Origin of the sequence: Aestuariivita sp., assembly GCF_021404545.1 — a bacterium.
In the GTDB taxonomy this organism is placed as follows: domain Bacteria; phylum Pseudomonadota; class Alphaproteobacteria; order Rhodobacterales; family Rhodobacteraceae; genus Aestuariivita.
The window spans coordinates 1-18,432 of record NZ_JAAWWD010000006.1; the positions used below are offsets into that span (position 1 = coordinate 1).

Annotated in this window: 18 protein-coding genes; 10 read left to right on the forward strand and 8 right to left on the reverse strand. The window is 61.7% G+C overall.

The window, feature by feature from the left end; translation table 11 throughout:
* Window positions 1-271 precede the first annotated feature (271 nt).
* The 5 genes from HEP69_RS04450 to HEP69_RS04470 all read left to right on the forward strand — a co-directional run bounded on the left by HEP69_RS04450 (window position 272) and on the right by HEP69_RS04470 (window position 4,681).
* A complete protein-coding gene (locus tag HEP69_RS04450; RefSeq protein WP_290557319.1) occupies window positions 272-1,210 on the forward strand; it encodes a tripartite tricarboxylate transporter substrate binding protein in 939 nt (312 codons plus the stop codon).
* Window positions 1,211-1,214: 4 nt separating this feature from the next.
* Complete coding sequence (locus HEP69_RS04455) at window positions 1,215-1,631, forward strand: tripartite tricarboxylate transporter TctB family protein (RefSeq protein ID WP_290557320.1); 417 nt, start codon at window positions 1,215-1,217, stop codon at window positions 1,629-1,631.
* 15 nt (window positions 1,632-1,646) lie between these two features.
* Window positions 1,647-3,134 carry a tripartite tricarboxylate transporter permease gene (locus HEP69_RS04460; protein ID WP_290557321.1) on the forward strand — a complete coding sequence of 496 codons (1,488 nt, stop codon included), beginning with the start codon at window positions 1,647-1,649 and terminating at the stop codon, window positions 3,132-3,134.
* Window positions 3,131-3,883: a Stf0 family sulfotransferase gene (locus tag HEP69_RS04465; RefSeq protein WP_290557322.1), complete on the forward strand. Its 753-nt coding sequence runs from the start codon at window positions 3,131-3,133 to the stop codon at window positions 3,881-3,883. The genes HEP69_RS04460 and HEP69_RS04465 overlap by 4 nt, the downstream gene beginning before the upstream one ends.
* 69 nt (window positions 3,884-3,952) lie before the next feature.
* Window positions 3,953-4,681 carry a metallophosphoesterase family protein gene (locus HEP69_RS04470; protein WP_290557323.1) on the forward strand — a complete coding sequence of 243 codons (729 nt, stop codon included), beginning with the start codon at window positions 3,953-3,955 and terminating at the stop codon, window positions 4,679-4,681.
* 11 nt (window positions 4,682-4,692) lie between these two features.
* Here the strand turns inward: HEP69_RS04470 and HEP69_RS04475 are convergent, their stop codons facing one another.
* The 5 genes from HEP69_RS04475 to HEP69_RS04495 all read right to left on the reverse strand — a co-directional run bounded on the left by HEP69_RS04475 (window position 4,693) and on the right by HEP69_RS04495 (window position 8,910).
* Window positions 4,693-5,673, reverse strand: a complete 981-nt coding sequence (locus HEP69_RS04475) for a cysteine synthase family protein (protein ID WP_290557324.1) — start codon at window positions 5,671-5,673, stop codon at window positions 4,693-4,695.
* Window positions 5,670-5,900 (reverse strand): hypothetical protein, encoded by a 231-nt coding sequence (locus HEP69_RS04480; protein ID WP_290557325.1) that lies wholly within the window; start codon window positions 5,898-5,900, stop codon window positions 5,670-5,672. The genes HEP69_RS04475 and HEP69_RS04480 overlap by 4 nt, the downstream gene beginning before the upstream one ends.
* Before the next feature lie 45 nt (window positions 5,901-5,945).
* Window positions 5,946-6,983, reverse strand: coding sequence for an L-threonine 3-dehydrogenase (tdh, locus tag HEP69_RS04485; protein ID WP_290557326.1), 1,038 nt, complete (start codon window positions 6,981-6,983; stop codon window positions 5,946-5,948).
* Window positions 6,983-8,167, reverse strand: coding sequence for a glycine C-acetyltransferase (locus tag HEP69_RS04490; RefSeq protein ID WP_290557327.1), 1,185 nt, complete (start codon window positions 8,165-8,167; stop codon window positions 6,983-6,985). The genes tdh and HEP69_RS04490 overlap by 1 nt, the downstream gene beginning before the upstream one ends.
* A 176-nt stretch (window positions 8,168-8,343) precedes the next feature.
* Window positions 8,344-8,910: an XRE family transcriptional regulator gene (locus HEP69_RS04495; RefSeq protein ID WP_290557328.1), complete on the reverse strand. Its 567-nt coding sequence runs from the start codon at window positions 8,908-8,910 to the stop codon at window positions 8,344-8,346.
* Between the two features lie 135 nt (window positions 8,911-9,045).
* Here HEP69_RS04495 and HEP69_RS04500 point away from each other — a divergent pair, with 135 nt between their 5' ends.
* The gene (locus HEP69_RS04500; RefSeq protein ID WP_290557329.1) at window positions 9,046-10,221 is read left to right on the forward strand and encodes an acetyl-CoA C-acyltransferase family protein; all 1,176 of its coding nucleotides are present in this window, start codon (window positions 9,046-9,048) and stop codon (window positions 10,219-10,221) included.
* A gap of 550 nt (window positions 10,222-10,771) precedes the next feature.
* On the opposite strand, the gene HEP69_RS04505 is transcribed toward HEP69_RS04500, so the two are convergent.
* The 3 genes from HEP69_RS04505 to ubiE form a co-directional block, all read right to left on the reverse strand.
* Window positions 10,772-11,758, reverse strand: coding sequence for a 4Fe-4S dicluster domain-containing protein (locus tag HEP69_RS04505; RefSeq protein ID WP_290557330.1), 987 nt, complete (start codon window positions 11,756-11,758; stop codon window positions 10,772-10,774).
* 27 nt (window positions 11,759-11,785) lie between these two features.
* The gene (ubiB, locus tag HEP69_RS04510) at window positions 11,786-13,318 is read right to left on the reverse strand and encodes a 2-polyprenylphenol 6-hydroxylase (RefSeq protein WP_290557331.1); all 1,533 of its coding nucleotides are present in this window, start codon (window positions 13,316-13,318) and stop codon (window positions 11,786-11,788) included.
* Between the two features lie 137 nt (window positions 13,319-13,455).
* Window positions 13,456-14,208 (reverse strand): bifunctional demethylmenaquinone methyltransferase/2-methoxy-6-polyprenyl-1,4-benzoquinol methylase UbiE, encoded by a 753-nt coding sequence (ubiE, locus tag HEP69_RS04515; protein WP_290557332.1) that lies wholly within the window; start codon window positions 14,206-14,208, stop codon window positions 13,456-13,458.
* Between the two features lie 82 nt (window positions 14,209-14,290).
* On the opposite strand from ubiE, the gene mutM reads away from it, so the two are divergent.
* The 4 genes from mutM to dnaA all read left to right on the forward strand — a co-directional run bounded on the left by mutM (window position 14,291) and on the right by dnaA (window position 18,391).
* Complete coding sequence (gene mutM / locus HEP69_RS04520; RefSeq protein WP_290557333.1) at window positions 14,291-15,142, forward strand: bifunctional DNA-formamidopyrimidine glycosylase/DNA-(apurinic or apyrimidinic site) lyase; 852 nt, start codon at window positions 14,291-14,293, stop codon at window positions 15,140-15,142.
* A 65-nt stretch (window positions 15,143-15,207) separates the two neighbouring features.
* Window positions 15,208-15,984, forward strand: coding sequence for an enoyl-CoA hydratase (locus HEP69_RS04525; protein WP_290557334.1), 777 nt, complete (start codon window positions 15,208-15,210; stop codon window positions 15,982-15,984).
* Between the two features lie 229 nt (window positions 15,985-16,213).
* A complete protein-coding gene (gene rpsT / locus HEP69_RS04530; protein WP_290557404.1) occupies window positions 16,214-16,477 on the forward strand; it encodes a 30S ribosomal protein S20 in 264 nt (87 codons plus the stop codon).
* Window positions 16,478-17,002: 525 nt separating this feature from the next.
* The gene (dnaA, locus tag HEP69_RS04535) at window positions 17,003-18,391 is read left to right on the forward strand and encodes a chromosomal replication initiator protein DnaA (RefSeq protein WP_290557335.1); all 1,389 of its coding nucleotides are present in this window, start codon (window positions 17,003-17,005) and stop codon (window positions 18,389-18,391) included.
* Window positions 18,392-18,432 lie beyond the last annotated feature (41 nt).

Here is an 18,432-nt window from a genome sequence, read left to right on the forward strand (position 1 = left end):
AATGGGTCCTGACCCTAGGGCGGGACTTGTCCCGTCGCCCCAGGGGAACCAAGCTCCCCCGATAACCTGGATCGGCTTTGACGCCCCAACACGGGCATCACGTTTTGCAGTACTGTCTTATTTGCTCATGTTTCACCGATCAAGCCTGTCACAAATCGCGCTATTGGCCAAAAGCGCATTTAATTGCTTTGTTAGCTATCTAATGTGATACTCTTGCCATCATGCAGGCGCGCACCAACAAGCACGCCGCAGCGTTGGGAGGAGAAGAACCATGACAATCAAGACCTGGCTGACCGGCCTTGCCACAGGGCTTGCCCTTACACTGGCGACGGCCGCCCATGCGGATTGGGAACCGCGCGGCCCGCTCACCCTGCAAATCGGCTTTGGCGCGGGGGGCTCAACCGACACGATCGGGCGTATCGTGGCAAAGGTGATGAAAGACCAGACGGGTTGGAATGTGATCGCCGAAAACAAGCCTGGCGGTGGCGGGATCGCCATGTTCACCGGCATCGCCAACCGTCCGGCGGACGGGCAGGTGATCGGGCTGGGCGTCAACATGCCAATCCTCGTCAACCTGGTGAACCGACCCGACCAGCTGAATTTCGACCTGGACAGCTTTGACTATCTGGGCACCGCTGCGCGCGCGCAATTGGCGCTGATCGCCCGCGCCGACGCGCCGTTCGACGATATTGCGGGCCTCATCGACTATGCCCGCGAAAACAACGCGCCGCTTGCCTTTGACGCCAAACCGCAAGAACTGGCCATGCGCAAGGTCATGGCCGATGTCGGCGTCGAGTTTCAGTTCCTGTCGACCAAAGGCGGGGCCGAAAACACCAAGCTGATCCTCGGCGGTCAGGCCATCGCTGGGTTCGAGGCGGGTGAGCATCTCGATCTGCTCGAAGCCGGTGAGCTGAAGATGATCGCGTCGATGAACGACAGTCGGCACAATTACGCGCCCGACACACCCACGCTGCCCGAGCAGGGGTTCGACATCTATGTCGATCCGGTCTTTTTCTTTGCTGCTGCGGCGGGCACGCCCGATGATGCGCGCATGGCGCTGACGCAAGCGCTGGAGAATGCGCTGGCCAGCGAGGATGTCGCGACCGTGGTGATGAACTCGCTCAAATCCCCTATCGTCAATATGGGGCCCGAAGGCACCGAACAGATGATGCGCGACGGCGTGGAGAACGTCGCCCAGCTCTTTAAGTAAGTCGATGCTGTCAGATCGCCTGGCCGGAGCGTTCCTGCTCATCCTGGGCGGCCTGCTGCTCTTGATCATCATCCCGTGGCAGGTGGAGACGGTCGATTACGGCTGGCTCCGCCCCCGGACGATGCCCAGCCTTTTGGCGGGCCTTTTGGCGCTCTGCGGGCTTTTGCTGGTCCTGCGCCCGGGGACCGAGCCCCCCCGATCAGCCAACTGGCCGCGCGCGGCCCTTTACGCAGGGCTCTTGATTGCGGGTCTTGCCCTGATCTCCCGGTACGGGTTCTTGTGGGTGGCGCCGCCGCTGGCACTGGCGCTGATGTGGCTCGCCGGGGAGCGGCGCTGGATCTGGCTGGCCGCCGGAACCATGGGCACGCCGGCGATGATCTGGCTCTGCGTCGCGATTTTGCTGGAGCGCCCTTTGCCATGAGACCGTCCCTGACAAATGCTTGATTCCGCCACCATCCTCGCCGGGCTGGGCGACGCGTTTCAGCCGATCACGCTGTTTTATGTGCTGGCGGGTGTCATCGTGGGACAGTTCGTCGGTGCCGTGCCGGGGATCGGCCCGGTCATGGCTACGGCCATCGCGATCCCGTTCACCTTTGGCATGGACCCGCTTGCGGGCATCGGCTTTCTGGTTGGGGTCAACAAGGGCGGGCTTGTCGGGGGGGCCATCCCCGCGATCCTGATGAACACGCCCGGCACACCCGATGCCGCCGCCACCGCGATGGATGGTTATCCCTTGGCCAAACAGGGCAAACCGCTCAAGGCGACCAAGATGGCGCTCTATTCCTCGGTCACAGGCGACACATTCAGCGATATTGTGCTGATCACCGTCTCGGCCCCGTTGGCGATCCTGGCCCTGCGCATGGGCCCGGTCGAGGTGCTGGGCCTGATGCTGCTGGCCTTTGCGGTGATTGCCGCTTTGATGGGCGCGTCGATCGTCAAGGGAATCGCGGCCGCTGCCCTTGGGCTGATGGCGGCGATGGTGGGCACGGACCCCGAACACGCCTCGCCGCGCCTCTTTTTCGGTCAGTTCGAGCTTTATGACGGATTACCGCTGGCAGCGGTTGCCATCGGCATGCTGGCCATTTCGGAACTGCTGTCGCGCTTGTCGCAGACGCGCGCCGCAGTTCGGGCCACGGTTCAGATTCCCGCCAATCAGCCGCCCAAGGACCGCCGTGTCAGTTGGGCGGAATACTGGGCCTGCCGGTTTACCCTGTTCCGGGGTGCTGTCATCGGCACGGCGCTGGGCGCGCTGCCAGGTATCGGATCCACGGCGGCGGCGTTTATGTCCTATGCTTCGGCCAAGCAGGTCAGCAAAGACCGCGCCAGTTTCGGCAAGGGCAACCTGCATGGCATCGCCGCCAGCGAGGCGGCCAATTCCTCCGTGATGGGGGCCAATATGATCCCGATGCTGACGCTGGGCATTCCGGGCAGCGTATCAGCGGCGCTGATCATCTCGGCCTTCATGATCCACGGGGTGCAGCCCGGCCCGTTCCTGTTCGAAAACCAGGGGCGGCTGATCTATGGCCTTTTCGGTGCGATGATCATCGCCAATGCGATGAACATGCTGGTGGGGCAGGTGGGCATGCGCGTCTGGGTGCGCGTGGTGACAGCACCGGAGAGCTTTATTCTGACCTCGGCGTTGCTTTTGTGTTTTGTCGGCGTGTCACTGGCTGCGGGAGGCGTCTTTGGCATCGGTGTGATGCTGGCCTTTGCGCTGCTGGGTTTTGTGATGACCACCTTTGGCTTTTCGGTCGTGATCTTCATCATCGCCTTTTTCTTGGGGCCAAGGTTCGAAATATCCCTGTCCCAGAGCCTGGCCCTTCTGAACGGGGATCCGATGGCGCTGATCAACTATCCCTTTGGCCTTGCCATGATCGTCGCGGCCCCCGTGTTGGCCGTCTGGCTGGTGCGCCGCCGCGCATGAGCGAATATGCCGCCTATATCCTGTGTACCGCGCCACGCAGCGGCAGCACGCTTTTGTGCACGCTCTTGACCAGCACCGGAGCGGCCGGTCATCCGCGCTCCTATTTTCATACGCCATCGCTGGCCGATTGGCGGGAAGGCCTCGGCCTGCCGCTGCCGGGTCCGGCGCCCGATCTGGATAACCTGGCCGAGATCATGGATGCCGCCAAAAGGGCAGGAAGCGCCGGGACCGACCTTTTCGGCCTGCGCTTGCAACGGGGTAGCTTTGAGTTTTTCGCGCAACAACTCGACCGCCTCCACCCCGGTCGCACCCGCATCGCGGATCGGTTCGCTGTCGCGTTTGGACGTACACGGTTCATCCACCTGACGCGCCCTGACAAGCTCGCGCAGGCCATCTCCTTGGTGCGCGCCCGGCAGGGTGGGTTGTGGCACAAGGCGCCCGACGGCACCGAACTTGAGCGTCTCTCTCCTGCGCGACCACCTGTCTATGATCGAAACCTGATCGCCCAGACACTGGCCGAGGTGACGACGCTCGATCAAGAATGGGTGGCGTGGTTTGACGCCGAAGCCATCACCCCCTTGCGCGTCACCTATGACGACCTTGCTGCCGATCCGGTGGCAACCGTGGCGGGCCTTCTTGCGGATCTCGGGCGCGATCCGGCCCAAGCGGATGGGATCGCGCCGCAGGTCGCCAAGCTTGCCGATAAGACAAGCCAGGACTGGGCTGATCGGTTTCGCGCCGGAATCTGAACAGATCCTCTCGCGCTTGGGATGCGCGCGCACTATGACAGCGGCAGAGGCTTGCAATCAGGACATCCCATGACCGACCCCATTTATGCCATCGGTGACATTCATGGCCAACTCGCTATGCTGGAGGAGGCGTTGGATAAAATCGCATCGGATGGCGGCCCGGATGCGCGCATCGTTTTTCTGGGCGATTATGTGGACCGCGGTCCCGATTGCCGCGGCGTGATCGAACGGCTGGTTCAAGGCCAAAGCGAAGGCCGCAACTGGGTCACACTGAAAGGCAATCATGACCGGATGTTTCAGTGGTTCATGGAGGATACGCCGCGCCACGATCCTCACCTTCTGGTCGGATTCCATTGGTTTCACGACCTTATCGGCGGGGTGGAAACGATGGCCTCCTACGGTGTCACGTTCCACAGTCAGACCCGGCTGAAAAGCATCCATGCCGCCGCGAAAGAGGCTGTGCCGCAGACCCACACCGATTTCCTGAACGCTCTGCCGACATCCTATGAAACCGATGCTCTGATCTTTGTCCATGCAGGCATCCGCCCGAGGCTGGCACTGGAAGATCAGACCGAAGAAGACCTTGTCTGGATTCGCCAGAGTTTTCACGCTTATACGGATCCGCACCCGAAACTGGTCGTGCATGGCCACACCCCGGTCGAGCAGGCGACGCATTACGGCAATCGTGTCAACCTCGATACCGGCGCGGGCTATGGCAACCCGCTCAGCGTGGCGGTGTTCGAGGGCACCCAGAGTTGGCTGTTGACCGACCGTGGGCGAGAGCCTTTGTCACCGTGACCCTTCGCTCGTCATTTCTCGGGCTTTGATGCCCAAAGATCGGTTGACAGGTACTTCAACCCGCTGTCGCAAATGATGACGGCCACCACGCCGCCTACCTCCGGCCCGGCCAGCAGGTCCAGTGCTGCGGCCACATTCGCGCCAGCCGAAAACCCGGCAAAGATCCCCTCTTCCCGCGCAAGGTCGCGTGCTGTCTGCCGCGCGCGCTCGCCCGAGAGGGTCAGATATCCGTCAACCGGCGCCCCGGTCATGAACGCCAGATCCGCCATGGCATAGCCGCCGCCCTGAATGGGATGATCCGGAATTGTCACCGCCGCGCCCGCAAGCGCTGCCGCCCCTTGAGGTTCCAGGACATAGCCGTTGACAGGGCCACGTTCCTTAAGCGCGCGGATCACCCCGGCATAGGTTCCGCCCGATCCCGCAAAGTCCACGAATGCGGTCAGGGTACCGCTGCTTTGTTCCCAAAACTCCGGTCCTGTGCCGTGATAATGTGCCATCGCATTGCCCGGGTGGTGAAACTGATCTGCGCGAAAAGCGTTTCGCTCGGCTGCGATCTGACGGGTCACGCGATCGACCTCGGCCAGATCTCTTCCTGATACCTGGCCTGGTATGGATCCTGGCAACTGGTCCACCAGCACCACTTCGGCGCCCAGCGCCTGCATCATCCTGGCCCGCTCCACCGAATTGCCGCGCGACATGACAGCCACGAACGGATAGCCCTTTATGCCACAGACAATGGCGAGGCCGGTGCCCATATTGCCGCTGGTCAGCTCGACCACCGTCTGGCCGGATGTGAGGGTGCCGTCGGCCTCCGCCGCCTCGATGATCCCAAGTGCTGCGCGATCTTTCTTGGAAAAGCCCGGATTGAGGTAGTCGAGCTTGGCCAGAATGCGCCCGGACAGACCACGTGCCGCCACCATACGGTCGAGCCAGACAGACGGGGTGCCGCCGATCACATCGAGGATTGAGTTCCGCGCCGGGGCATTGGTCATTCCTGTCTCCCATTTCTGAAGCGCCGGATCAGCGCGCTGATATCCAACGCGCATACCGCCACGCCAAGCGGGATCATCCAAAACCCCAAAACCGGAAGAAAGCCGAAGATACCGCCGATGATCAACAGCACACCCAAAACGAAGCGCAGTCCGGGTGGTACGGTGCGCCGGATACGGTTAAGCACGCGGTTTATGAGATCTCTGAGGTCAGGGCGCACGGGCAGCATGGGTTGATCCTGCACCATATGCGTGCTGACGCAAGACGACGCGTTTCATCGCCAGTCCAGCACCACCTTACCGCTCTGGCCCGACTTCATGGCAGCAAAACCGTCGCGGAAATCGGTCGCGGCGAACCGATGGGTGATCACGCCCGAGACATCGAGACCGTTCTGCAACATCGCGATCATCTTGTACCAGGTCTCGAATATCTCGCGGCCGTAGACGCCCTTGATCGTGATCGCCTTGAAAACGATCCGGCTCCAGTCCACCGGCGATTTGCCAGGCGGGATCCCCAACAGAGCAATCCGCCCGCCCATCACCAGATTTTCGACCATCTGATCCAGGGCGGTCTGGTTGCCGGACATCTCAAGGCCCACATCGAAGCCTTCCGTCATCTTCAGCCCATGCGCCACGTCGCGCAGGTTGTCTTCCGCGACATTGACAGGGACCACATCGGCCACCTGCGCCGCCAGGTCCAGCCGCGCGGGGTTCAAATCGGTGATCACCACATGTCGCGCGCCCACATGCCGGGCGACGGCGGCGGCCATGATGCCAATCGGACCGGCTCCGGTGATCAGAACGTCCTCGCCCACCAGATCGAAGCTCAGCGCGGTATGCACCGCATTGCCCAGCGGATCGAGGATCGCGCCGATATCGTCCGGGATTTCATCGGGCAGGGGCACCACATTGAACGCGGGCAGGCGGAGGAATTGGGCAAAGGCGCCTTGCTCGTTCACGCCGATCCCACGTGTGGCGGGGTCCAGGTGGAACTTGCCCGCGCGGCTTTGGCGGCTGTTCTTGCCGATCAGGTGCCCCTCGCCCGAGCAGCGCTGGCCGCGCTCCAAGCCTTCGACATTGCGCCCGATCTCGACGATCTCTCCCGCGAATTCATGGCCGATGATCAGCGGGACGGGCACGGTGGATTGCGCCCAGTCGTCCCAGTTCCAGATGTGGATATCGGTCCCGCAGATCCCGGTCTTTTTGATACGGATCAGAACGTCATCGGGTCCGATCTCGGGCACTGGCGCGGTGTGCATCCACAGGCCTTCTCGCGGTTCGGCCTTGACCAGGCAGGTCATCTCGTTTCGCATCAGATCACTCCCACGGCTTTGCCTGCGACCTCGAATGCGCGCAGGGCCCGGTCCAGCTCCTCGCGGCTCAGCGCTGCATTCATCTGGGTGCGGATACGCGCCTGTCCGCGCGGCACCACAGGAAAGAAGAAACCCGAGACATAAACACCTTCGTCGAAGAGCCGCGCCGCCATGTCCTGCGCCAATTGTGCCTCGCCCAGCATGACGGGGATGATCGGATGCTCCCCCGGCAAAAGCTCAAACCCGAGCCGGGCCAGACCCGCGCGCCAATAGGCGGCGTTGTCGAAGAGCTGCGCGCGCAGGGCGTCACCCTCCTCGACAAGGCGGATGGCCTCGATTCCAGCCGCGACAATGGCAGGCGGCAGGGAGTTGGAGAAAAGATAGGGCCGCGCCCGTTGGCGCAAGAGGTCGATCACTGGCTGCGGTCCCGCGATATAGCCCCCGATGGACCCGCCCAGCGCCTTGCCCAATGTGCCAGTCACGATATCGGCGCGGATGCCCGCGTGGTGCGGCGTGCCCGCCCCCTTTGGCCCGATGAAGCCGGTGGCATGGCAATCATCCACCATCAGGATCGCATCATATCGATCCGCCAGCGCCCGGACCTGCGGCAGCTTGGCCAGATAGCCATCCATGCTGAACACCCCGTCCGTGGCGATCATCATATGGCGCGCGCCCTGGGTTCGGGCAGTTTTCAGTTGCGTTTCCAGATCGTCCATATCCGAATTGGCATAGCGATAGCGTTTGGCCTTGCAGAGCCGAATGCCGTCAATGATTGACGCATGGTTGAGCGCGTCCGAGATCACCGCATCCTGGGGTCCCAGCAACGGCTCGAAGAGCCCGCCATTCGCGTCGAAACAGGCGGCAAACAGGATCGCGTCGTCCATGCCAAGGAAACCGGCCAGCCGGGTCTCAAGCGCATGGTGCAGATCTTGCGTGCCGCAGATGAAGCGAACGCTGGCCATGCCAAAGCCGTGATCCTGCATCGCGGTGGTCGCGGCACGGATCAGATCCGGGTGATTGGCGAGCCCGAGATAGTTGTTGGCGCACAGATTGATGACCTGGCGATGGCCCACCGTAATCTCGCCGCCCTGGGGCGACGTGATCAGACGCTCACGCTTCATCAAACCATCGGCGTCTATCTCTGACAGCGTTTTGGTCAGATGGGTCAGGAACGTGTCGGACATCAGAAACTCCTATGCAGCGGAGCGACTCTGCCATAACGGAAGCGATTCCGAAATAGAAGAATCCGGTTTGGCGGAAAAAAATCCGGTATTTCGGAAAGCTTCTTCAGAATGTGACACACATTCTGGTCAGAAACTGGGTCAGTTTCTTTGAATTTTCTGTGTCAGAAAATTCGCCCTCAGGCATCACGAACGACCAAAAAGACCCGGGCCGCGCCATTCGGGGCGGAGATCCGATGCGTCACATCCGCAGCATAGCGCGCGGTATCGCCTGCCTCCAGGCGCTCCTCTGCCATCCCGGACTGCACGGACACCTGTCCTTCAATCACGCTGATCTGTTCCCGCGCGCCACGGCGGTGGGGTTGACTGTCGAGCAAGCCGCCTGCGCTGAACTGAAGCTCATAGAGTTCATGAGACCCGGCCTCTTCCGGAGGGGAAAGAATCACAATCCGGCATCCTTCACCGCGCCTGTCGATGCTGGGCAGTTGACCCGCGCGCATCACTTCGATCGAATCCGTTGGCGGCCGATCCTCCAAGAGACCGGCAAAATCGACCTGAAGGGCCCGCGTCAGGTTCCACAGCGTCGCAATCGTGGGAGAGCTTTCGCCCCGCTCGATCTGGCTGACCATCGACCGTGACACACCCGAGAGTTTGGCCACGGCGTCAAGCGACAGCCCGTGCGCGCGCCGGGCCTCCTTCAGCCGGGTAGGGAGTTGTCCGAGAATGCGATCCGCTGATTCCGTCATATCGGAGATTTCGTCCGGTTTTGCGGTACCTGTCAATGCCCAGGCCGCGACGCAGGGTTAGGGGCTGACCCTGCGGCAAGAGCTGCGCATACTGGCTTGCAACATACAGATACATCGACATCAGGGAGATCATCTATGACCGATATCGTATTGCTCGACGGGGCCCGCACGGCCATCGGCACCTTTGGCGGCGCGCTTGCCAGTACGGCTCCGATTGACCTGGCGACCGTCGCCACCGAGGCCGCGATGGAGCGCTCGGGTGTGGAACCGGGCCAGATCGGCACCGTGGTCTTTGGCCATGTGATCAACACCGAACCGCGCGATATGTATCTCTCGCGGGTGGCGGCGATACAGGCAGGGATCCCGAACGGCACGCCCGCGATGAACGTGAACCGGCTCTGTGGGTCGGGCGCGCAGGCGATCGTCTCGGCGGTACAGTCGCTGATGCTGGGCGATGCGGAGTTCGCGCTGGCCGGTGGTGCCGAGGCGATGTCGCGCAGCCCCTTCATCATCCCCTCGCAACGCTGGGGGCAAAAGATGGGCGATGTCAAAACGCTCGACATGATGCTGGGCGCGCTCAACTGCCCCTTTGGCACCGGCCACATGGGGGTCACGGCCGAGAATGTCGCCCGCGAGCATCAGATCACCCGAGAAGACCAGGACGGCTTTGCGCTCGCCAGTCAACAACGCGCCGCTGCGGCCATCGAGGCGGGGTATTTCGACAGCCAGATTGCGCCCGTGGACGTGATGGTGCGCCGCGAAAAGGTGCCCTTCAAGGTCGATGAGCACCCCAAGGCGACAACGGCCGAGGCGCTGGCCGGGTTGCGGCCCGTGTTCCAGAAAGACGGTTCGGTCACAGCGGGAAATGCCTCGGGCATTAACGATGGTGCGGCAGCAGTTGTCCTCGCCACAGCACAGGCGGCAGAGCGGGCCGGACTGAAACCCAAGGCACGCATCCTGGGCTATGCCCATGCGGGCGTGCGTCCCGAAGTGATGGGCATCGGCCCGATCCCTGCGGTACAGAACCTGCTGAAGAAAACCGGCCTCAGCGTGTCGGATTTCGATGTGGTCGAATCGAATGAAGCGTTTGCCGCACAGGCCTTGGCCGTGAACAAGGAACTGGGTCTGGATGCCGCGAAAGTGAACCCCAATGGGGGCGCCATCGCGCTGGGCCATCCAGTGGGCGCAACCGGAGCGATCATCACGATAAAGGCGCTTTATGAACTGGAACGGACAGGCGGATCCAAGGGTCTGATCACCATGTGCATCGGCGGCGGGCAGGGAATCGCGCTGGCGATCGAGCGGCTCTGATCCCTAAACGCAAGAACCAGATGGGGCGTAGCACGTCATAACCAAGCCCTTGATGCCCAGATGGAGCGCCGGGACCTGAATAGTCAGGACTGGATCACGGAGCCGCGCGGGCGGCTCTGTGAAAAGCCAGGCATGTGTCGCAATGCGGTGCCTCGTTGGGACAACGCGGCTTTGGCATTGGGTCGATGGTCAACAGTTTCGGCATTATCCAACAGCCTTTGCTGGGCGTGAGGGTGCGCGGTTGATGGATTAAGACCGACGGGACCGAAACGCGGAGGGGCCGGGTGGCCGCCGAGTTCGGTAAACGGCGCACATGCAAGCGCATGTCTCCGCCGGTCTCGTCAAATGGCGCTGCATGGTGCGGAGCGCCGCGGATACTTTCAAAGGGGGTTGGGCGGTCGTTCTGAATGCCACCCCCCAAAACCACCTCTGCACCACCGATCCGGGAGGGGGTTCGATCAGGCCTCCCGCCGGAATGGCGTTTGGCATGTTCAAAGTGATTTGCGGTGCCGCGAACGGGTTGCGCGTCGGCGAGACCGCCGATCAAAGCTCAGGCAGTCTCTTTCCGCTGCGCACGGCGGGCGAGCTTTGCGGCAAGGTTCAGGCCCACACCGGGACGGGACCACGGGCAGACGGCAATGCAGATGGCACAGCCATGGGTTTCGTTGAAGAACGGGACGCATTTATCGAAATCGACATACCATTTGGTCTCACCGCGCACGGTCTGTTTGTCGGGCGACAAGGCTTCGGGCGGGCAGGCATCCTCACAGATCCGACAGTTCTGGCAGAAATCGTCGACACCGTGTGATTGCCGGGGCGTGGGCGCAAAGGGCGCGTCAGTCAGAACTGCCGACAGCCGGAAGGACGCACCCATCTCCGGATTGATAATTGAGCCATGCTTGCCCAACTCGCCAAAACCGCAGGCCAATGCGGGCGGGATCAGCGTGATGGATCCGGTCAGCGGGCCGGTCACCGCCTCGGCGGCCCAGCCCTGCTCATGCAGCCAGGCAGTGATGGCTTTGGCGGCGGCCCCGGCGCGGGTGTATTGACGCACCACTTCCAGTCCCGCTTCCGGAGCCGGTGCTGTCTGGATGGCGTCATACGCATGCTGAACCCCCGCAATGATGACGCGCGTTTGTGTGACGGTCTGCCCGGCATAAGCCCAATCAGGGTTCATCTCGGTCACACCGACCTTTTCGCAGAGGCCCGACTGGACAAACCGCTCCAGCGCAGTGGTCCAGTTCCGGGGACTGCGCTGGGCTGGGCTGTCCGCAATGGGGGGCAGGGGCGCTTCGTTGATCTTCAGGCGCCGGGCGCGGGCCTTGGCAAAGCCATCGACCTCGTTTGATCGCATGTAGAAGTAATCCTGCATCGGGCCATGGGAGATGGTCGCGGGATCTGGCGCCCAATAGACGACATCTGGGCGCCGAAACGTTGTGTCTCCCAGCCCGTTGATGGCATTGCCGCTGATTTCGGGCACCCGCTCGCTTTGCTTTGGGTCGGGTGTGAAGGGTCTGTAGGGGTTGGCGCGGGGCATGTGCCAAAGGCTACCACAGCGCCGATTTCAGTAAAGCGTGCTGATCGCGACGATCCCGCTGGCCCCCAGCAGGACCCCGATCACCCCCACCAGCACATAGCGCCAGAAGCGGCGTTTGGGTTTGACCGGCTCTGCCTGTGACTGGCGGATCAACGCGGCCTCGACCATTCCGGGCAGGCGCGGGCCGAACCGCGCCACCACCTGAAGCGTGTTCGTCAGATCGCGCAGCACGGCTTTGGGGCCGATGGAGCCCTTGATGTAATCCTCGACCACGGGTTTGGCGACTTCCCACATGTTCACATGCGGGTTGAGCGAGCGCGCGACGCCTTCGACCACGACCATTGTGCGCTGTAACAGGATCAGTTCGGTCCGGGTTTCCATGCCAAACCGCTCGGTCACTTCAAAGAGATAGGCCAGCACCCGGCCCATCGAAATCTGGGTTGCGTCCATGCCAAAGATCGGCTCGCCCACGGCGCGCAGGGCTCGGGCGAACTCATCCACATCCTGATTGGCAGGTACGTAGCCGGCCTCGAAATGCACTTCGGCCACGCGCTTGTAATCGCGCCGGATAAAGCCGTAGAGGATCTCGGCATAGACCCGGCGGGTGTACTCGTCGATATGGCCCATGATACCGAAATCATAGGCGATGATATCGCCATTCGCGGCGACCTTGAGGTTGCCCTGGTGCATATCAGCGTGAAAAAAGCCGTCTCGTAGCGCGTGGTTGAGAAACAGGCGCAACACCCGCTCTCCCAGCTCCTTGCGGTCATGGCCGGCCGCGTCGAGCGCGTCGTTTTCACCCAGATTGGTGCCGTCGGCCCAGCCCATCGTCATCACCCGGCGGCTGGAGAAATTCCACATCATCCGGGGCAGGCGGAATCCGGCATCATGTTCGGTATTGGCGGCAAATTCCGAGGCCGCCGCACTTTCGAGCCGCAGATCCAGCTCGCCCTGAACCACCCCGTCGAAATGCCGGATCACATCCTTGGGGCGCAAGCGGCGCGAGAAGGGGGCGAAGATCTCGATCATGGTTGCGGCAAAATAGAACGCGTCGACATCCTTGTTGAAGGCGCGTTCCACGCCGGGGCGCAGGATCTTGACGGCGACATCCTCGCCATTGTGTTTGAGCCGAGCGCGATGCACTTGTGCTATGGAGGCCGCGGCGATGGGTTCGCTGAAATCCTCGAAGATCTCGCCGATGGGTCGGCCCAGTTCCTTTTCGACGGCGGCCTTGGCCTCGGCCACGGAAAAGGGCGGCAGCTTGTCCTGCAGGACGCGCAGTTGCACGGCCATCTCCTCGCCTACCACATCCGGACGGGTCGAGAGGATCTGGCCGAACTTGATATAGGCGGGTCCAAGGGCGGTGATCGCACGGGTGGCGGGCGGCATTGCGGGATCGCCCTTGTAGCCCAGCCACTGGAACGGAAAGCCCAGAAGCCGCGCGATAAAGCGCACCGATTTCGGGGCGTCGAACGCATCGAGTACGACGCCCATCGCGCCGGTGCGTTCCAGCGTGGCGCCGGTGCGGATCAGCCGCCAGATGTTATGCGGGCCCCGCATCTAGGCGACCCTTTTTAGCACTGCGACGTCGGATCGCGAATGCGATCCGACCCGGGCGGGGGGCCAGCCCCCCGCACCCCCTGGGATATTTCCAGCCAGAAGAAGCCGCAGGGTTGGTACGATTTCCATGTTTTGCATCAAATCTTCCAGCCTGAGTGCAGCGCCGCGATGCCCATCGACAGATTGCGATATCTGGCGTTCTCGAAACCCTCCGCGCGGATCATGCCCAGAAATGTCTCCTGATCGGGGAAATTGCGGATCGATTCCACCAGATACTGATAGCTTTCGCGATCCTGCGCGATTAGTTGCCCCATACGCGGGATCACGTTGAAGCTGTAAAGATCATAGAGCCTTTGCATGGCGTCATTGGGCAAATGGCTGAACTCCAGCACCATCAGGCGCCCACCGGGTTTGAGGACCCGGAATGCCTCGGCCAGCGCGTCCTGGGGCCGGGTCACGTTTCGGATGCCGAAGCTGATGGTGTAGACGTCAAATGTATTGTCCGCCAATGGCAGCGCCATCGCATCGCCGACAACCCAATCGAGGCTGTCTGCCATCCGCTCGGCCTCGGCGCGTTTGCGGCCCTCGGTCAGCATCGGCTCTGTCAGATCCAGTACCGTGGCGTGCCCATCGCCTGCGCGTTTGAGGAACCGGAACGAGATGTCACCGGTGCCGCCCGCCACATCCAGCAGGCGCTGTCCGGGGCGCGGGGCCAGCCAGTCCATCATCGCGTCTTTCCAGATGCGGTGGATGCCTGCGCTCATCACATCGTTCATCACGTCATATTTCGACGCGACCGAACCGAAGACACCGCGCACGCGGTCGGCCTTTTCGCCTTCGGGCACGGTTTGATACCCGAAATGGGTGGTTTTAGGGGTGTCGTCTGTCATGGGGTCTTGTTTGCCTCTGGATCAGGCCTTGTTATAGGGCGCTGAGCCATGGGCACAATGCGCCCCTTTGACGAGGTCCGAAATGCCCGAACTGCCCGAGGTTGAAACCGTCCGACGTGGCCTGAGCCCCGTGATGGAGGGGCAGGTGATCGCGCGCGCGGATGTCAATCGCCCCGATCTGCGCTGGCCCTTTCCGCCCGGCATGGCCGAGCGCCTGACCGGGTGCCAGGTGGCGCGGCTGCGGCGGCGATCGAAATATATCCTGGCGGATCTGTCATCGGGCGAGACGCTGCTCATTCATCTGGGCATGTCTGGGCGTATGCTGGTGTCGGGCGATCCGCTGGGGGTGTTCGTGCATGACCATCCCGCGCCGCAAAAGCATGATCATGTGGTTCTGCATATGAGAAACGGTGCGCGCATCACCTTCAACGATCCGCGCCGGTTCGGAGCGATGGATCTGATGGAGACCGCGCGGGCGGACGATCACAAGCTGCTCCGGGTGCTGGGCCCTGAACCGCTGGGTAATGATTTTCACGAAGATCACCTGATCGGCGCGTTTCAGGGCAAGATGACCCCGGTCAAATCCGCGCTGCTGGATCAACGGATCGTTGCGGGGCTGGGCAATATCTATGTCTGTGAAGCGCTTTTCCGGGCGTGTATCTCGCCGCGGCGCAAGGCGGGCCACATCTCAAAACCGCGCATTGCGGCGCTGGTTCCGGTTATCCGGCAGGTTCTGGCCGATGCGATCGAGGCGGGCGGCTCATCCTTGCGCGATTTTCGCCAGGCAGATGGAGAGCTTGGGTATTTCCAGCATTCCTTTGATGTTTACGGGCGGGAAGGTGCGCCCTGCCGCACCCCCGGATGCGGCGGCACGGTGCGTCGAATCGTGCAGTCGGGACGCTCATCTTTCTTCTGCGCGCAATGCCAAAGATAACTTGAACCGGCCCGCGCGCGCGCTTATGGACTCAAGTTCGACCGGAACAAACGAAAGAAGCTCTTATGGCCTTTGAGACGATCATCGTCGAAGTAGAAGACCACGTTTGCCTGATTAAGCTGAACCGCCCCGATGCCCTGAACGCCCTCAACCAGCACCTGCTGGAAGAGCTGTGCACCGCGTTGGAAGATGCCGACGGCAACGACAAGGTGCGTTGCATCGTCCTGACCGGCAGCGAGAAAGCCTTTGCTGCGGGCGCCGACATCAAGGAAATGTCCGAGATGTCCTATGTCGAGGTGTTCAACCGCGACCTCTTTGCCGGACCTTCGCAGCGGCTGATGAACATCCGCAAGCCGATCATCGCGGCTGTGTCGGGCTATGCGCTGGGCGGCGGGTGCGAATTGGCGATGGCGTGCGATTTCATCATCGCCTCGGACACTGCCAAGTTCGGCCAGCCAGAGATCAACCTCGGTGTGATCCCCGGCATGGGCGGCTCGCAACGCCTCACCCTTGCGGTGGGCAAGGCCAAGGCGATGGACATGAACCTCACAGGCCGGTTCATGGCCGCCGAGGAAGCAGAGCGCGCCGGGTTGGTGAGCCGCGTGGTGCCTACCAAAAAGTTGATGGACGAGGCGATGGGGGCTGCCCAGAAGATCGCCGAGAAATCGCTGATCGCTTCGCTCACCGTCAAGGACGCGGTCAATCGCAGTTTCGAGCTGCCGCTGACCGAAGGGTTGAATTACGAGCGCCGCGTCTTTCATGCGCTTTTTGCCACCGAAGACCAGAGCGAAGGCATGGCGGCCTTCATGGAAAAGCGGACCGCGCAATTCCGCGACAAGTAGCAGCGTAGGGCGGGACTTGTCCCGCCTTTGCTTTGGTGTCGATGCGCCAGGCCCAGCAATGCGCATCAGATTCCGGTTGCAACAGACGCCATCTTGGCTATACCGCCGCGTCATACATGCGCGTGCGGCCCGCTCAGGCCAGAATCGGTTGGTTGACCCTATCATAGGTCTGTCCGTCGTGTTGCACGCTATCGCAAACGAACAGACCCTGAAGAAAGGGACCACTATCATGGCAAATTCACCCCAGGCCAAAAAGCGCGCCCGTCAGAACGAAAAGCGCTTTGCCATCAACAAAGCCCGCCGGTCGCGCATCCGCACCCATCTGCGTAAAGTTGAAGAAGCCATCGACTCGGGCGACAAGGATGTTGCATCGGCGGCCCTTCGCGCAGCACAGCCCGAACTGATGCGCGGTGTTACCAAAGGCGTGTTTCACAAGAACACCGCCGCACGAAAAATGTCCCGTTTGTCGGCACGTGTGAAGGCTCTTGGTTAACCTCTGGTAACCGTCGAGAGTTTTTGTTTTGATTCAAAGGCGCTGCATAAAGTGGCGCCTTTTCTATGTCTGAACCGTGGCACCCGGCCCGGAGATTCTTTTTCGGGTTTGCCTGAGTCAAGAACAGAGTTTCATTGCTGCCTCGCCTGCGAACTTGCTAGTTATCAGGGAGCGATTCAAATCGCCGGGGGGACAGGCCACGTCCAAAGCCGGAGCTGCAAAACCGGTTTCGTTGATTGGCGTGCGCGTCGAACGGGCAGGTATATTGCCACTGTTCGACCATATTCCGGATCCGGTTTAACGCCGGTGACTGGACCTGTCATTACATATCTGCGCTGGGTGCGCGGGACTGGTCAAACCTGAAGCCGGTGCCGTGAAATGCGTAAAGGCCTTCTAAGAGGGGGGCAAACCATCCCGCTGGATGGTTCTGGCGCAATTGCGCGCCGCAAAACGTGTGTCGGCCTGGGCTGGGCCGAACAAAAAATGAGGGCCGAATGGCCCGTTTACAGGATCTGTGAGGCACGAATGACACAAGAAAAATGGGGCCAACTCCGCAAGAAGCTGCTCAAGACCGTCGGACAGAACAACTACAAGAGTTGGATTGAGCCGCTGGAGTTCTTGTCGCTCGAAGCAGGCGTCGCGGTGTTTCATGTCCCCACGAATTTCTTGGGCAACTATGTAAGCCGCAACTTCTCCGACCTCATTTTGTTCGAGCTCAACAACGCCGGTGAACGGGTTCAGCGTCTGAATTTCGAGGTCTCGGCCAGTTCCACGGCACGACCCAAGGCCACTGGGTTTGCCGATGCGCCCGTGGCGCCGCTCACGACCGGTCCTGCAGCTGCGGCGACCCCAGCAGCGCCTGCCCCCAAAGCGTTCCAAGCGGCGCCTCTCGACAGCCGCTTCACCTTCGACACGTTTGTGGTGGGCAAGCCCAACGAACTGGCTCATGCGGCCGCCCGCCGTGTGGCCGAAGGGGGGCCGGTGACGTTCAATCCGCTCTTTCTGTATGGGGGGGTGGGTCTGGGCAAAACCCACCTGATGCATGCTATCGCCTGGGAACTGCGCGCGCGTCAGCCTGAACTCAACGTGCTCTACCTCTCGGCCGAGCAGTTCATGTATCGCTTCGTGCAGGCTTTGCGTGAACGCAAGATCATGGACTTCAAGCACCTCTTCCGCTCAGTCGACGTCTTGATGGTCGACGATCTCCAATTCATCGCGGGCAAGGACAGCACGCAGGAGGAGTTCTTCCATACCTTCAACGCGCTGGTAGATCAGAACAAGCAGATCATTATCTCGGCCGACCGCGCGCCAGGTGAGATCAAACATATGGAAGAGCGTGTGAAATCGCGCCTGCAATGCGGTCTTGTCGTCGATCTGCACCCCACCGATTACGAACTGCGCCTGGGCGTTCTGCAATCCAAGGTCGAACAGTACCGCAAGGGCTATCCCGGGCTGGATATCGACACGGGCGTGCTGGAGTTTCTGGCGCAGCGTATTTCGACCAATGTCCGCGTTCTGGAAGGCGGGCTGACGCGGCTCTTTGCCTTTGCCTCACTGGTCGGTCGGCCGATCGATATGGAACTGACCCAGGACTGTCTGGCGGATGTGTTGCGTGCGTCCGAGCGCAAGATCACCGTCGAGGAGATCCAGCGTCAGGTCGCCGATTACTACAACATCCGGATGAGCGATATCATCGGCCCCAAACGCCTGCGCAGTTTTGCGCGCCCGCGTCAGGTGGCGATGTATCTGTCCAAGCAATTGACCAGCCGCTCCTTGCCGGAGATCGGGCGCCGGTTCGGTGGCCGCGACCATACCACGGTGATGCATGGTGTGCGCCGGATCGAAGAGCTGAAATCCACTGACGGCCAGATCGCCGAAGACGTGGAAATGCTGCGGCGCGTTCTGGAAGCCTGACGCAGCCCGCTCATGCAGTGTCAAAGATTGTGCCAGAACGC